The 13517-nt window shown below is 72.4% G+C and carries 11 protein-coding genes; 5 read left to right on the top strand and 6 right to left on the bottom strand.

All coding sequences use genetic code 11. The features are described 5' to 3' along the window. Positions 1-186 precede the first annotated feature (186 nt). Positions 187-723 (bottom strand): hypothetical protein, encoded by a 537-nt coding sequence (locus JHD21_RS14890; RefSeq protein ID WP_292676789.1) that lies wholly within the window; start codon positions 721-723, stop codon positions 187-189. 107 nt (positions 724-830) lie between these two features. On the opposite strand from JHD21_RS14890, the gene JHD21_RS14885 reads away from it, so the two are divergent. Continuing rightward, on the top strand, positions 831-1478 hold the full coding sequence (locus JHD21_RS14885) for a hypothetical protein (protein ID WP_292676787.1): 648 nt from the start codon (positions 831-833) through the stop codon (positions 1476-1478). A 4-nt stretch (positions 1479-1482) separates the two neighbouring features. After that, positions 1483-1944: an Rv3235 family protein gene (locus tag JHD21_RS14880; protein WP_292676785.1), complete on the top strand. Its 462-nt coding sequence runs from the start codon at positions 1483-1485 to the stop codon at positions 1942-1944. A 14-nt stretch (positions 1945-1958) separates the two neighbouring features. Here JHD21_RS14880 and secA read toward each other — a convergent pair whose 3' ends face one another. Then, positions 1959-4799: a preprotein translocase subunit SecA gene (gene secA, locus JHD21_RS14875; RefSeq protein ID WP_292676783.1), complete on the bottom strand. Its 2841-nt coding sequence runs from the start codon at positions 4797-4799 to the stop codon at positions 1959-1961. Between the two features lie 178 nt (positions 4800-4977). Here secA and JHD21_RS14870 point away from each other — a divergent pair, with 178 nt between their 5' ends. Genes JHD21_RS14870 through JHD21_RS14860 form a run of 3 tightly spaced genes read left to right on the top strand, consistent with a single transcriptional unit; the run spans position 4978 to position 7429 of the window. Continuing rightward, positions 4978-5550, top strand: a complete 573-nt coding sequence (locus tag JHD21_RS14870; RefSeq protein ID WP_292676781.1) for a helix-turn-helix domain-containing protein — start codon at positions 4978-4980, stop codon at positions 5548-5550. A 45-nt stretch (positions 5551-5595) separates the two neighbouring features. Continuing rightward, positions 5596-6699, top strand: coding sequence for a glycosyltransferase (locus tag JHD21_RS14865; RefSeq protein ID WP_292676779.1), 1104 nt, complete (start codon positions 5596-5598; stop codon positions 6697-6699). Between the two features lie 58 nt (positions 6700-6757). After that, the gene (locus tag JHD21_RS14860) at positions 6758-7429 is read left to right on the top strand and encodes a hemerythrin domain-containing protein (protein WP_292676777.1); all 672 of its coding nucleotides are present in this window, start codon (positions 6758-6760) and stop codon (positions 7427-7429) included. A 17-nt stretch (positions 7430-7446) separates the two neighbouring features. On the opposite strand, the gene JHD21_RS14855 is transcribed toward JHD21_RS14860, so the two are convergent. The 4 genes from JHD21_RS14855 to JHD21_RS14840 all read right to left on the bottom strand — a co-directional run bounded on the left by JHD21_RS14855 (position 7447) and on the right by JHD21_RS14840 (position 13470). Further along, entirely contained in the window at positions 7447-10746 is a 3300-nt protein-coding gene (locus JHD21_RS14855) for a BTAD domain-containing putative transcriptional regulator (protein WP_292676775.1), read from the bottom strand. Positions 10747-10755: 9 nt separating this feature from the next. Beyond that, a complete protein-coding gene (locus tag JHD21_RS14850; protein WP_292676773.1) occupies positions 10756-11424 on the bottom strand; it encodes a hypothetical protein in 669 nt (222 codons plus the stop codon). A 114-nt stretch (positions 11425-11538) separates the two neighbouring features. After that, positions 11539-12741, bottom strand: a complete 1203-nt coding sequence (locus JHD21_RS14845; RefSeq protein ID WP_292676771.1) for a crosslink repair DNA glycosylase YcaQ family protein — start codon at positions 12739-12741, stop codon at positions 11539-11541. A gap of 48 nt (positions 12742-12789) precedes the next feature. Next, complete coding sequence (locus tag JHD21_RS14840; protein ID WP_292676769.1) at positions 12790-13470, bottom strand: response regulator transcription factor; 681 nt, start codon at positions 13468-13470, stop codon at positions 12790-12792. Positions 13471-13517 lie beyond the last annotated feature (47 nt).

The raw sequence follows: 13517 nt of genomic DNA, 5'->3' as shown, positions 1-13517 counted from the left end.
GACCCCCGCACGATCGTGCGCAAGCACATCATCGAGGCGATGGAGGACGCCGAGGAGGAGGCCCGCCCCAAGCGCAAGGGGCTGCGTCCGCTCGGGGAGGGCGAGACCCCGCCGTACGACCTCGAGGCGACCTGACCTCGAGTCGCCGCTACTGCACGTCAGTAACGCCGACTCGGCGGCCCGGCGTCACCGGCGGGACTGCACGGCGGACAGCTGGTCGAAGGCGACCAGCACCAGCCGCCCCGCCTCGCCGGTGCGCAGCTCGCAGAAGTCCGACCCGACCCGGCGGACGACGCCGTCGTGCCGGCGCCCGTCGAGCAGGTGCAGCGAGCACGCGACGCCGCCGTCGGAGAGCCGCCGCAGCGCGGAGCCCACGCCGAGCCGCGCCACGATCGGCCAGGCCACCTCCGGGACGGACCGCTCGGACAGCCCGTGCGCCGCGGCGACCGCAGCGGTCCGCACCACCCAGTCCTGCCCGTGACCGCTGAGGACCAGCCACCCGTCGGCCACCCGCTCGAGCCGCCCGGTCACGGCCCCCACCCCGCCGAGCTCGAGCGTCACCTCCAGGTCGACGCTGGCCATGAGCCGGCTCGCCAGCGTCACCTGCTGGTACTCCGCCCGGCCGCGGTCGGCGAGGTCCGGGGCCCGCTCCGCGTCATAGAGGGCCGCCGCCTGCTGCTCGAGGTCGTCGAGGTAGGCGAAGAGCTCGTCCTCCCAAGCCATGGACCGACCATGCCACGCCGGCCGGCTGTGGAGAACGGCTTGACTACACCAGTCAATGACCTTTGACTGAGACAAACGGAAGCAAACGTATAGATACAAGGCTCACCATGCTGACTCGGCGGCACCCTCTCTCCCGCACCAGGTGCGTCCTGGTCGCGGCAGCGAGCACCGTGGGCGCCGCACTCCTGGGCCGGGCACTGGCCCGCGGTGCGGTGTCTCCCGGGGCGCCCACGGCCACCGTCGACGAGGCCCTGGTGCGGATCTGCCTGGGCGGGCTGCTGACCGTGGTGGCCTGGGCCTGGCTGGCGACGCTCTGCGTGGTCACCGAGGCGTGGCGCGGGCGGCCAGGTCGCACCCGGGTGTCCGCACCGCTACGCCGGGTGGTGCTTCTCTGCTGCGGCGTCGCCCTGGCGGCGCCGGTGGGTACGGCGGCCGGCGACGAGCCGGGCCCGCGACCCGCGATCAGTGGGCTGCCGATGCCGGAGCGCGCCGTCGGGCCGACGCACCACCCGCCGGTCGCCGGTCACCGACCCGCCGGCCCGCGGGCGCGGACCGTGGTCGTCCGGGCCGGCGACTGCCTCTGGCACCTGGCCGCCGCAGACCTGCCGCCGGACGCGTCCCCGACCCGCGTCACCGCGCGGTGGCAGCTGATCCACCGCCTCAATGCCGGCGTCATCGGTCCGGACCCGGACCTGATCCACCCCGGCCAACGTCTCGTCCTGCCACCCGACCGTCCCGGTGAGTCTCGGAGGTAACCACGTGACCGTCGTACCGCTCCCCCGCGTCCCCGTCGCCACGGTCCAGGGCACGCTCGCCCTGGAGCTCGAGCCGCATCTCGAACCACCGCCGCCGCCCGGGGCGCCGCTCGGCCGGGACCGACCCGAGGTCGAGCTGTGGGCCCGCCGGTTCGCGCAGGCGGCGGTGGAGATCGTCGGCGGCGACCGCCCGGTCAGCCAGCTGTTGCGCTGGACGACCGCCACCGTCTACCAGGACCTCCAGCGCCGCGCGATGCTCGTGGCGCGCGCCGCCGGCCATCAGCCCGGGGTCGCCCGGGTGCAGCCGGTCCGACCCCAGGTGCGCAGCGTGCACACCCGGTTCGTCACCCCGACGGTCGCCGAGACGAGCATCCACGTCCGCTACGGCGAGCGCTCCCGCGCCGTCGCCGCCCGATTCGAGCAGCGCCGAGGGCGGTGGCTGTGCACCGCCCTGGACTTTGCGTAACCGGGTCTCAGCCGCTACCCCGCAGGCCGCGCCGTGAGCCCCGTCGGGCCGCCCGCCCTCCCGTGGCACATCTTGTACTTCTTGCCGGAGCCGCAGGGGCACTGCGCGTTGCGCCCGACCTTGGCGTACGGGTCGTCGGCGTTGGAGACCGTGGTCCCCTTGACCTCGACCTCGCCCTGCTCGGTGGGCGCCGAGTAGGCCAGGTTCTGCGGCTGCTTGGCCGGCTCGAGCCCCTTGGCGCGGACCAGCGGCGAGGCCGGGGTCGGGGCGGGAGCGGCGTCGGGCTGCGGCGCGGCGTTCGGGATCGCCTGACGCATCGGCTCGAGGACCTCGTCCTCGTCCTCCTCGTCCTCCTCGTCGCCGACGGTGACCTCGAGGTTGAACAGGAAGCCGACCGCCTCCTCCTTGATGCCGTCCATCATCGCCGCGAACATGTCGAAGCCCTCGCGCTGGTACTCCACGAGCGGGTCGCGCTGGGAGTAGGCCCGCAGGTAGATGCCCTCGCGGAGGTAGTCCATCTCGTAGAGGTGCTCGCGCCACTTGCGGTCGAGCACGGAGAGGAGCACGCGACGCTCGAGCTCGCGCATGACCTCCTCGCCGACCTCCTGCTCGCGGGTGTCGTACGCCGCCTGCGCGTCCGCCTGCAGGGTCTTGATCAGCTCGTCCCGGTCGATGCCGTCCTCGCCGCCGACGTCGCGGATGTAGGCCTCCCGGTCGACCGAGATCGGCCAGAGCTGGCCGAGGTCGGTCCACAGCTGTTCGAGGTCCCACTCGACGACGAGGCCCTCGGTGGCACCGGTGACCATGCCCGTGACGACGTCGTCGATGAAGCCGCGCACCTGGTCCTCGACGTCGGCGCCCTCGAGCACCTCGCGGCGCTCGCCGTAGATGACCTTGCGCTGGCGGTCCATGACGTCGTCGTACTTGAGGACGTTCTTGCGGGACTCGAAGTTCTGCGACTCGACCTGGCCCTGGGCGTTGGCGATCGCGCTGGTGACCCGCTTGTTCTCGATCGGCACGTCGTCGGGGATCTTGAGGACCTGGAGCACCCGGTCGACCCAGTCGGACTTGAAGAGCCGCATCAGCTCGTCCTGCAGCGACAGGTAGAAGCGGGACTCGCCCGGGTCGCCCTGACGGCCCGAGCGGCCGCGGAGCTGGTTGTCGATGCGCCGCGACTCGTGGCGCTCGGTGCCGACGACGTAGAGCCCACCCAGGTCTCGGACCGCGTCGTGCTCGGCGGCGACCTGGGCCTTGACCCGCTCGAGGGTCTCCGGCCAGGCGGCCTCGTACTCGGCCGCGGTCTCGCCCAGCGGCTCGAGGCCGCGCTTGCGGAGCTCGTCGTCGGCGAGGAACTCGACCGACCCGCCGAGCATGATGTCGGTGCCTCGGCCGGCCATGTTGGTGGCCACCGTGACCGCGCCCTTGTGACCGGCCATCGCGACGATCTTGGCCTCGTCGGCGTGCACCTTGGCGTTGAGGACGCTGTGCGGCACCCCGAGCTTGCGCAGCTTGCCGGAGAGGTGCTCGGACTTCTCGACCGAGACCGTGCCGACGAGGACGGGCTGGCCCTTGCGGTGCCGCTCGGCGATGTCCTCGACGACGGCGTCGTACTTCGCCTCCTCGGTGCGGTAGACGAGGTCGGGCTGGTCGACGCGGAGCATCGGCTTGTTGGTGGGGATCGGGACCACGCCGAGCCCGTAGATCTTGTCGAACTCCGAGGCCTCGGTCATGGCCGTACCGGTCATGCCGGAGAGCTTGTCGTAGAGCCGGAAGTAGTTCTGGAGGGTCACCGTGGCCAGCGTCTGGTACTCCTCGCGCACGGTCACCCCCTCCTTGGCCTCGATCGCCTGGTGCAACCCGTCGTTGTAGCGGCGGCCGGCCAGCATCCGGCCGGTGTGCTCGTCGACGATGAGCACCTCGCCGTCCATGACGACGTACTCCTTGTCGTTGCGGAACAGCTCCTTGGCCTTGATGGAGTTGTTGAGGAACGAGATGAGCGGGGTGTTGACCGCCTCGTAGAGGTTCTCGATCCCGAGGTGGTCCTCGACCTTGGTGATGCCCGGCTCGAGCACCGAGATGGTCCGCTTCTTCTCGTCGACCTCGTAGTCCTCGTCGCGGACCAGCGTCTTGGCGATCTTGGCGAACTCGCCGTACCACTTGACCTCGTCCTGGGTCGGGCCGCTGATGATCAGCGGGGTCCGCGCCTCGTCGATGAGGATCGAGTCGACCTCGTCCACGATCGCGAAGTGGTGGCCGCGCTGGACGCAGTCCTCGATCGAGCTGGCCATGTTGTCGCGCAGGTAGTCGAAGCCGAGCTCGTTGTTGGTGCCGTAGGTGATGTCGCAGGCGTAGGCCACGCGCCGCTCGTTGGGGCGCATCTCCGGCAGGATCACCCCGACGGTGAGCCCGAGGAAGTGGTGGACGCGGCCCATCCACTCCGACTGGAACTTCGCCAGGTAGTCGTTGACGGTGACGACGTGCACGCCCTCGCCGGTGAGCGCGTTGAGGTAGGCGGGGAGCGTCGAGACCAGCGTCTTGCCCTCACCGGTCTTCATCTCGGCGATGTTGCCGAGGTGCAACGCCGCGCCACCCATGACCTGGACGTCGAAGTGCCGCTGGCCCAGCACCCGCTTGGCGGCCTCGCGCACCGTGGCGAACGCCTCCGGCATCAGGTCGTCGAGGGTCTCGCCGTCGGCATACCGCTTCTTGAGCTCGTCGGTCATGCCCTGCAGCTCGGCGTCGCTCATCGCGACGAAGTCGTCCTCGATCGCGTTGACCGCCGCGGAGATGTTCTCGAGCTGGCGGAGGATCTTGCCCTCGCCGATGCGGAGGAGCTTGTCGAGGATGGCAGGCACGGGGAACGGGACTCCTGTTGTTGACGTCAGGTCGAGTCAGCGGGGCGCCGGTGACGATCAGGCACCGTCCTAGATCGTAACGGCCAGGTGGCTCCGTCCGTTCCTCGTGGCGCTCGGACCAGAATTCGTGTCCACAACTGTTGACAGCAATTACGACTTGGTGTCACCGTGCGTTGACATGAAAACGACGCGCAGCTACTCGATGACGACCCGGGCCAGGGCGGCCGAGGCGACCCGGCGCCGGATCGTCGACGCCGTCGTCACGCTCGCCGGCGAGCGTCCGTTCACCGAGATCACCCTCGACGCCGTCGCCGAGCGCGCCGAGGTGAGCGTCAAGACGGTGCTCCGCCAGTTCGGCAGCCGGGACGGCCTGTTCGGCGTCGCGATGGAGGTGGCGATGGCCGACGCGGTCGACGAGCGCCGGACGCCCCGCGGCGACGCGGCCGCGGCCGTGCAGGTCGTCGTCGACCACTACGAGCGGCGCGGGCGCACCCCGCTGCTCATGCTGGCCCAGGAGGACTACGACGACGTCGCTCGCAAGGCCACCGACCGGGGCAAGGCCATGCACCGGTCCTGGGTCCGTGACGTCTTCGCGCCGGCGACCGACGACGAGGCGGTGCTCGACCTCCTGGTCGTGGCCACCGACGTCTACACGTGGAAGCTGCTCCGGCTCGACCGCGGGCACTCCCGAGCTGTCACCGAGCGCCGGATGCTCGACCTGGTCCACGCCGTCCTGGCCATGGATCACTGAGGGAGCACTGAGGGAGCACTGAGGGAGCACTGAGGGAGCACTGACGTGGCCGACTATCTCTTCGTCACCTGGGACGGCGGCGGCAACGTGCCGCCGGCCGTCGGCATCGCCCGGGAGCTCCGGCGCCGCGGCCACACCGTGCGGTTCCTGGGCCACGCCGGCCAGGAGCAGGCACTGACCGCCGCGGGCTTCGAGTTCGTGCCGCCCAGGCACGCACGTGCCTTCTCCTCCGGTTTGGTCAACTCGCCCCTGACGATGATGGCGACGTTCGGCGACCGGGGCCTGGGCCGGGACCTCGTGGCCGAGGTGGGCCGGCGACCCGTCGACCTGGTGGTGGTCGACTGCCTCATGGTGGGGGCGATGCACGCTGCGCACGCTGCGGGCCTGCGGTTCGCGGTTCTCGAGCACCTCTACGACGAGTACTACCGCAGGGTCGTGCTCAGCGGCCCGATGGGCCTCAACCTCCGGGTCCGCGGACTGCGTCCGCACGCGGCGCTGGCGGCGGCGTCCGCCCGCCTGGTCACCAGCCTCCCTCAGCTCGACCCTCTCCCCCGCCCGGCCTCCAACGTCCGCCAGGTCGGTCCGGTCGTCGAGGCCGCGTCACCGGCCGTCGGCTCCGCGCCCCTCGTCCTGGTGAGCCTGAGCACCTACGCCTACCGCGGCATGCAGCGGTCCCTGGAGTCAGTGGTCGAGGCGACCGCCGGCCTGGGCGCGCGGGTCGTGGTGACGACCGGGCCGGTCATCGACCCGGCGGATCTCCGGCCCCGGCCCGGCGTCGAGGTCCACCGGTACGTGCCGCACGCCGAGCTGATGCCCTCGGCGACGCTGTTCGTCGGTCACGGAGGTCACGGCGGCACGATGACCGCCCTCGCCCACGACCTGCCCGTGGTCCTGATGCCGATGTACGACCTCGCCGACCAGCCACTCGTGGCCCGGAGCGTCGAGCGCGCGGGGGCCGGCCGGGTGGTCGACCGCAAGGCGTCACCCGAACAGCTCGCGCCGGTGCTCGCCGCGCTGCTGGACGACGGCCCGCACCGGTCTGCGGCGGCCCGGCTCGGTGCCGCCGTCCGCGCTCTCCCGGGCGCGGCCAACGGCGCGGACGTGCTCGAGGAGACGACCCGGCAGGCGGTGCAACCAGGGGCCAAGTGACCTGCAAGCGGCCGGACGCACGCTGCTCGCACCACCCGCAACCGCCTGAGGAGCAACCGTGACCACCTCCACCCAGCAGCTCGCCGACACTCGCGCGATGAACGTCATCCACACCTTCTTCCGCCGCGAGTTCCGACTCGCGGGCGGACTACTGCGCGGCGTCCGGCCGGGGGACGGACCCCGCGCCGCTGTGGTCGCCGACCACGTCGCGTTCCTCACCCTCGCCCTGCACCACCACCACACGACCGAGGACGGGTACCTCTGGCCACTGCTGCTCGAGCGGGTCCCGGAGGACCTGGCGCCGATCGTCCACCTCATGGAGTCGCAGCACGGCCGGGTGGACGGTCTGATCGAGGAGATCGACGCCCTGGTGCCGAGGTTCCGCGAGAGCGGCGACGCCGCGGTGCGCGACCGGCTCGCGGACCTGCTCGACACCCTCTACGTCCACCTGGGTGAGCACCTGGACGCCGAGGAGCAGCGGCTGCTGCCGATCGCTGCCCGGACGATGACGCAGCAGGAGTGGGAGAAGCTCGGTGAGATCGCCCGCGCGACCGCACCGAAGGGCAAGGGCCTGCTGGTGATGGGGATGTTCCTGCACGACGGCGGTCCGGACGGCGCCGCGGTCATGCTCGCCGCCGCTCCGCCGCCGGTGCGCTGGCTGATCCCCAGGCTGGCGCGCCGGGCCTTCCGCCGCTATGCCCTGCACGTGCACGGCACTGCCACGCCCTGACGCCGGGACCACTCACGTCACAGCCGGCCGAGCTCGGCCTCCGTCACCTGGACCCAGTGCGGCAGGCCGAGCTCGGCGTGCCGGTCGCGGGCCCGCTCGAGGTGGTCGCACGCCGACGCCAGGTCGCCGGCCGCGGCGGCGAGGCGACCGAGCGTCAGCCGTACGCTGCCCCGGAAGCCGACGGGAAGCGTCATCGCCAGGCGGTCGGCGAACGGCGCGAGCTCAGCGTACAGGTCGGCTATCGCGGCCTGGTCCCCGAGCGCGACCCAGGTCTCGGCGCGCACGGCGCTCATGATCAGGAACTGGTAGTCGCGCAGGACGGGCGCCTGCTCGGCCCAGCCGCCCAGCATCGTCCTCAGCTCGTCGACGAGCCCCGCGCGGACCATGCAGAGGGCGTGCACCTCGCGGATCGAGGGGTGGAAGAGCCGCAACGGGCGCAGGACCGGCTCCATCTCACCCATCCGCCCCTGGACGTCGCTGCTGAAGACACGGTGCGCCAGGGCGATGCCCTCACCCGCCACCGCCAGGCTCGCCTGCAGCTGCTCCGTGGCGTCAGTGGCCTGCCGGGAGCGTTCGAGGTCGCCGGCCAGGAGAAGGAGGACCGCCTGGCACCACCCGGCGATCACCTCGATCTCGGACAGGTGGTGGTGGGTGGCCAGCTCCTCCGCGCGGACCAGGTCGGACCGCGCGTCCGCGAACCGGCCGAGCTCGGCGCGCTCGAGTGCGCGCCCGACGAGCGAGGCGGCCACGTCGTGCGGACGACCCACCCGTCGCGCCAGCTCGACCAGCTCGTCCGCCAGTGGGATCCGGTGGTGCAGCAGCTCGGGCCGCAGCAGCGCCTGCAGGGCCAGCCGCATCGCTGGGAGGTTCTCGCCGTCGACCTGGCCGCTGCGCCGGACCAGGGCCACGGCCTCGTCGGCGAGCCGGGTGGCCTCCGTCGAGTCGCCCGGTCGGTGCAGGTGCTCGAAGGCCAGCCCGGCGGTGAGGTGCGCGCGGGCCGTGACGGAATGCTCGGGCTGAAGGTCCAGGACGCGTCGCCACAGCGCGATGGCGTCGTCGTCGAAGATCGCATCACCGCGCCACCCCCACCCGAGCCCGTCGCTCACCTCGCGCAGGTGCCGTGCGGCGGCCGCCGGGTCGCCGCGGTCCAGCGCCAACCGGCAGGCCGCCTCGGCGGCCGGCCACGCCTCCGTCGGGCGGCCGATCCGGTTGAGCGACCTCGCCTGCACGACGAGTGCCTGCTCGCGCTCCTCGGCACTGACCGTCGGGTCGCCGTCCTGCATCTCGACGGCCAGCCGCGCGAGCCGGGCCGACTCGTCGTACGCCGCGCGCTCGGCGGCGCGCTCGGCGCCCTGCCGCGCGAAGATCCAGGACGAGCGCCGATGGGCGGGTCCGGCGAGCCGGTAGTGCTCGGCGAGCTCGCCGGCGTGCTCGGCCACGCTCCCGGCGTACGTCGCCTCGAGGGCGGCCGCCACCTGGGCGTGCCGCCGCACCCGCACGGGGGCGGGGACGGACTCGTAGAGCGCGTCCCGGACCAGCGCATGGGTGAACCGCACCCGGCCTGGGCCGTCCTCCTCGACGAGACCGAGCACCTGCGCGCTCTCGATGGCCTCGGCCACCTCGAGGTCGTCCTCGGCCGCGCCGCTGACCGCCTCCAGGACGGCGAGGTCGACGCTGCGACCGATCACCGCGGCCGTCGCGAGGTGCTCCGCGGCTGTCCGGGACAGCAGCCGGGAGCGCTGCCGGACGATGTCGCGCACCCCACCGGGTACGGCTCGCCACGCCTCGGCGTCGAGGTCGACCAGCGCGCCCTCGGACACCAGCAGCCGGACCAGCTCGGTCACGTAGAAGGGGTTGCCGTCGGTGCGGCGGACCAGCTCGTCGGCCACCTCGTCCGAGACCTCGCGCCCGGCAGTCGCCGACACCCACGTCGCGACGTCAGCCGCGTCCAGCCCGGCGAGGTCGAGGCGTAGCGGCTCGAGCCGAGCGAGGGCAGCGAGCACGTCGGCCCAGGTCTCGTCGATCTCCGCCGCGGCGGTGCGCGTCGTCACCAACAGCACGACCGGGAGACGTGCCAGCTGCCCGCCCAGACGGCGCAGGAGACGCAGGCTCTCGTGGTCGGCCCAGTGCACGTCGTCCAGCACCAGCAGGGTGGGTGGGCCCTCGCGCAGCTCGTCCAGCACCAGGTCGGCCTGCTGGTAGCTCACCGACGCGGCGTCCCCGGCCCCCAGAGCCGCGGCGCCGGCGAGGACGTCGCGGCCGAGCACCTCGCGAAGGGCGAGCGTCCACCCGTGCAGCGCCGGCGCGGCCTCGGCCTCCCAGGCGCCCCAGCCGGTTCGCAGCCCGACGGTCCGCGCCCGGTCGACCACGACCTGCGCCAGCCGGGTCTTGCCGATGCCCGGCTCGCCTCCGACAAGCACCAGTCCGCCTCGGCCCGAGACGGCGGTGCGGAGCACCTTGTCGACCTCGGCGAGCGCCTGGCCGCGCCCCGGCAGCTGGGCGAGGCCGGGCGCCGGGTCGGCGGCCGCGGCCGCCACGGGGGCGGCCACCGCGGTGGCGAGGTCGAGATCGGGGTCCTGGTGGAGCACCTGCTGCTCGAGCCGGCGAAGGTCGGGGCCGGGGTCCACGCCGAGCTCGTCGGCGAGGTGCTCGCGTACCCGGCGCAGGGTTGCCAGCGCGTCCCCCTGGCGACCCTGGCGGTAGAGCGCGAGGGCGAGCAGACCCCAGAGGCGTTCCTGGAGCGGATGCCGGCCCACGAGGTGCTCGAGCTCGGCGACGGCTTCCGCGTCGGCTCCAGCCCCGAGTCGGAGCGTCCAGAGGTCGGCGACGGCGCCGAGCCTCAGCTCCTCGAGCCGGGTGGCCTCCGCGTGCAGGGACGGCGCGTCGCACCCGGCGTACGCCTCGCCGCGCCAGAGGCCGAGCGCCTCCTCGAAGATCACGTCTGCCCGGACGGGATCGTCCCCCGAAAGGGCGCGAGCCTCGCGGACGAGGGTGACGAACCGGTTGGCGTCCACCGCGTCCTTGTCGAGGTCGAGCGAGTAGCCGGCCGGATGGGTACGCAGCCGCCGCGCGGGCTCCCCCGCTCCACGACCGGGCTCCAGGACCCGGCGCAGCCGCGCGACATAGGACTGGAGGGAGGCCTCGACCCGGGCCGGCGGCTCCTCGCCCCAGATCTGGTCGATCAGCTGCTCGACGGGCACCGGACGGCCGCCGGCAGCGACGAGCAGGCCGACCAGGACGCGGGGCTTGGGGCCGCCGAGGTCGGCGGGCACGCCGCCGACCTCGACCTCGACTCCTCCCAGGACCCGCACGAGCACGGGCACACCCTAGGCAGAAGCCAGCGCCCTCGTCGGGACCTCGTCGCGGGTGGTCTGGCGGGGCGCACCCACGAGACCGGTCAGGATGGCGAACAGGGCCAGTGACATCGCCGAGCCCGCGAACAGCCAGCTGACCTCGGCGTCCGGGAGGATCATCGAGACCGGCACGGAGAAGATCTGCATGAAGCCCGCGACGATCCCGACCGCTGCCACCCCCCGGCGCCAACCGACCCACGCCCTCGCGAAGGCATACGCCATCCAGACGATCGCCCAGCCGGTGATGGGATACAGGACGATCGACAGCCCGAGGTGCGTCATCGCCACCGGTGCCGACTCGCCATCGGCCAACGCCTGCGAGTCGACGGCAGCGCCCAGGTGGGCCACCGTCTCCAGCACGTAGACCGACACGGCGGCGGCCCCGACCAGGAGCGGTCGGCGGGTCTGCTCCGGCCAGACCCGGCCTCGGTACGCGAGCCAGAGTCCGACGGCGAGCAGGACGGTGCTGGCGACGATGAGCGCGTGGCCGGGGACCCACCGGTCGTCAGCGGTCATGGTCGCCAGCTCGGTGCGCAGGTCGTCCTCGGCGTCGGCCGACGGGTGCAGCCGCCCTCCGTTCACGAGCAGGACGCCCGACAGGACGAGGGCCACGCGCCAGGCGTGGCGGGACAAGGTGTTCATGGAAGGCTCTTTCGGTAGCGGTGTGGACGGGCACACGGTGGCCCGCCCCGCTTGCAGAGCGCTTGACATCGGCTCGGAGCGCCCCGACGGCGTGCAGCGGCCGGGGGCGACGCGCTACGCCGCCGCCACCGCACGCGAGAGCTGAGGAGCCAGGTCGCCCCGGGGCACCACGACCACGTCGTCCAGGCCCAGCCAGACCGCCAGGACCCGCAGCTCCTCGGCCAGCTCGGCGGCCGTGTCCTCGGGCGAGCCGTCCTCGGCCCAGGCCGACTTCACCAGCAACGTGCCGCTGGCCCGGTCGGCCTTGAGGTCCACCCGCGCGACGATCTCGTCGCGCAGGAGGAACGGCAGCACGTAGTAGCCGTGCACGCGCTTCTCCGGCGGGGTGTAGATCTCGATCCGGTAGAAGAAGTCGAAGAGCCGCTCGGTGCGCTCGCGCTCCCAGACGACCGGGTCGAACGGGCTGAGCAGCGCCCGCGTTTCGACCCGGCGCGGAAGCCGCGCGTCGCGGTGCAGGTAGGCCTGCTTGTTCCAGCCCTCGATCCGGACCGGGACCAGCTCGCCCTCCTCGACCAGCTGCTCGACGGCCTTCTTCACCGGCGCCTGCGTGGTCCGGTAGTAGTCGGCGAGGCACTTGAGGGTGCCGACCCCGTGCGACGCCGCGGCCCGCCGGACCAGCTCGCGCTCCGCCTCCTCCACGGTGGGGGTCGGCCGGGCCAGGATCTCGGCGGGGATCACCCGCTCCGGCAGGTCGTAGCGCACCTCGAACTGGCTGGTGCGTCCGGCGATCGCCACGTCACCCACCATGTAGAGGAAGTCGAGCCCCTTGCGGGCCTCCGACCAGTTCCAGCCCCAGTGCTCCTTGCGGCGCGGGCCGGCGTCGACCATCGCCTCCAGGTCGCGCGCGGTGGAGGCGCCCCGCTCGGCGATCTCGGCCAGCAGCACCGCGATGACCTCGTCGGGGACCCCGCGCCACCACTTGCCCTGCTTGTCCCGGTAGGTCGCCATCCGGTGCCGCATCACCGGCCACAGCTCGACGGGCATGAACGCCTGGACGTGCGCCCAGTACTCGACCATCCGGCGCGGCGCCTTCTCCGACGCCCGGTGCAGCAGCTCGGTGTCGTAGGGACCGATCCGGGAGAACACCGGCATGTAGTGCGCCCGCTGGAGGACGTTGACCGAGTCGACCTGGAGCACCCCGGTCCGGGCCAGCGTCCGGCTGAAGGTGCGCATGGTGGGCGAGGTGTGGCGGGGATCCTTGAACCCCTGGGCGGCGAGCGCGATCCGGCGCGCCTGCGCGCGGCTCAGGGTCTGCACGGGGGTGAGGCTAGTGCGCGGCGCCGACATTCCCAGGGGCCGACAGTCCTAGGGAAGGTCGAGCAGCTTCTCCTTGACGGCGTACATGACCGCCTCCATCCGCGAGTGCAGCTGCAGCTTCTCGAGGATGTTGCGCACGTGGTTCTTGACGGTGTTCTCGGAGATGAAGAGGTCACGGGCGATCTCGCGGTTGTTCATCCCGCGGGCGACCAGCCGCAGCACCTCGAGCTCCCGGTCGGTCAGCTTGAGCCCCGGGACGTGCTCGCGCTCGGGCCGGGACATCTGCTTGAACTCGTCGATGAGCTTGACCGCCATCGACGGGCTGATCAGCGACTGACCGTCGGCGACCACGCGGATGGCCTGGGCGACCTCCTCGATCGAGGAGTCCTTGAGCAGGTAGCCGGAGGCACCGCTCTTGACCGCCTCGTAGAGGTCGGCCTCCTCGTCGGAGACCGTCAGGATCAGGATCTTGGCCGAGGGGACGGCCTCCTTGATCGCGAGGCACGCCTCGATGCCGGACCGCTTGGGCATCCGGATGTCGAGGAGGACCACGTCGGGGGCGGCGGTCGCCGCCAGGCTCGTGCCCTCCAGCCCGTCCCCGGCCTCGCCGACGACCTCGATGCCCACCTCGGCGGCAAGCAGCATCGTCAGTCCCCGGCGAAAGAGCTCCTGGTCGTCGACGACGAGGACCCTGATTGGCTCCACCCCGTTGCTGTTCGTGTCAGCCACGCGGCCATCATGACACGGCTGGGGGGTGTCGGTACGCGGGACGGGGG

It is taken from the genome of Nocardioides sp. (assembly GCF_016462705.1).
Taxonomy (GTDB): domain Bacteria; phylum Actinomycetota; class Actinomycetes; order Propionibacteriales; family Nocardioidaceae; genus Nocardioides.
The sequence above is the reverse complement of the archived record's forward strand: the minus strand, read 5'-3'. Positions and strand labels throughout refer to the sequence as shown.

Coding starts and splice junctions, on each gene's coding strand:
- JHD21_RS14870 (WP_292676781.1), top strand. CDS start 4,978: ATGAAAACGACGCGCAGCTACTCGATGACGACCCGGGCCAGGGCGGCC.
- JHD21_RS14885 (WP_292676787.1), top strand. CDS start 831: ATGCTGACTCGGCGGCACCCTCTCTCCCGCACCAGGTGCGTCCTGGTC.
- JHD21_RS14890 (WP_292676789.1), bottom strand. CDS start 723: ATGGCTTGGGAGGACGAGCTCTTCGCCTACCTCGACGACCTCGAGCAG.
- JHD21_RS14850 (WP_292676773.1), bottom strand. CDS start 11,424: ATGAACACCTTGTCCCGCCACGCCTGGCGCGTGGCCCTCGTCCTGTCG.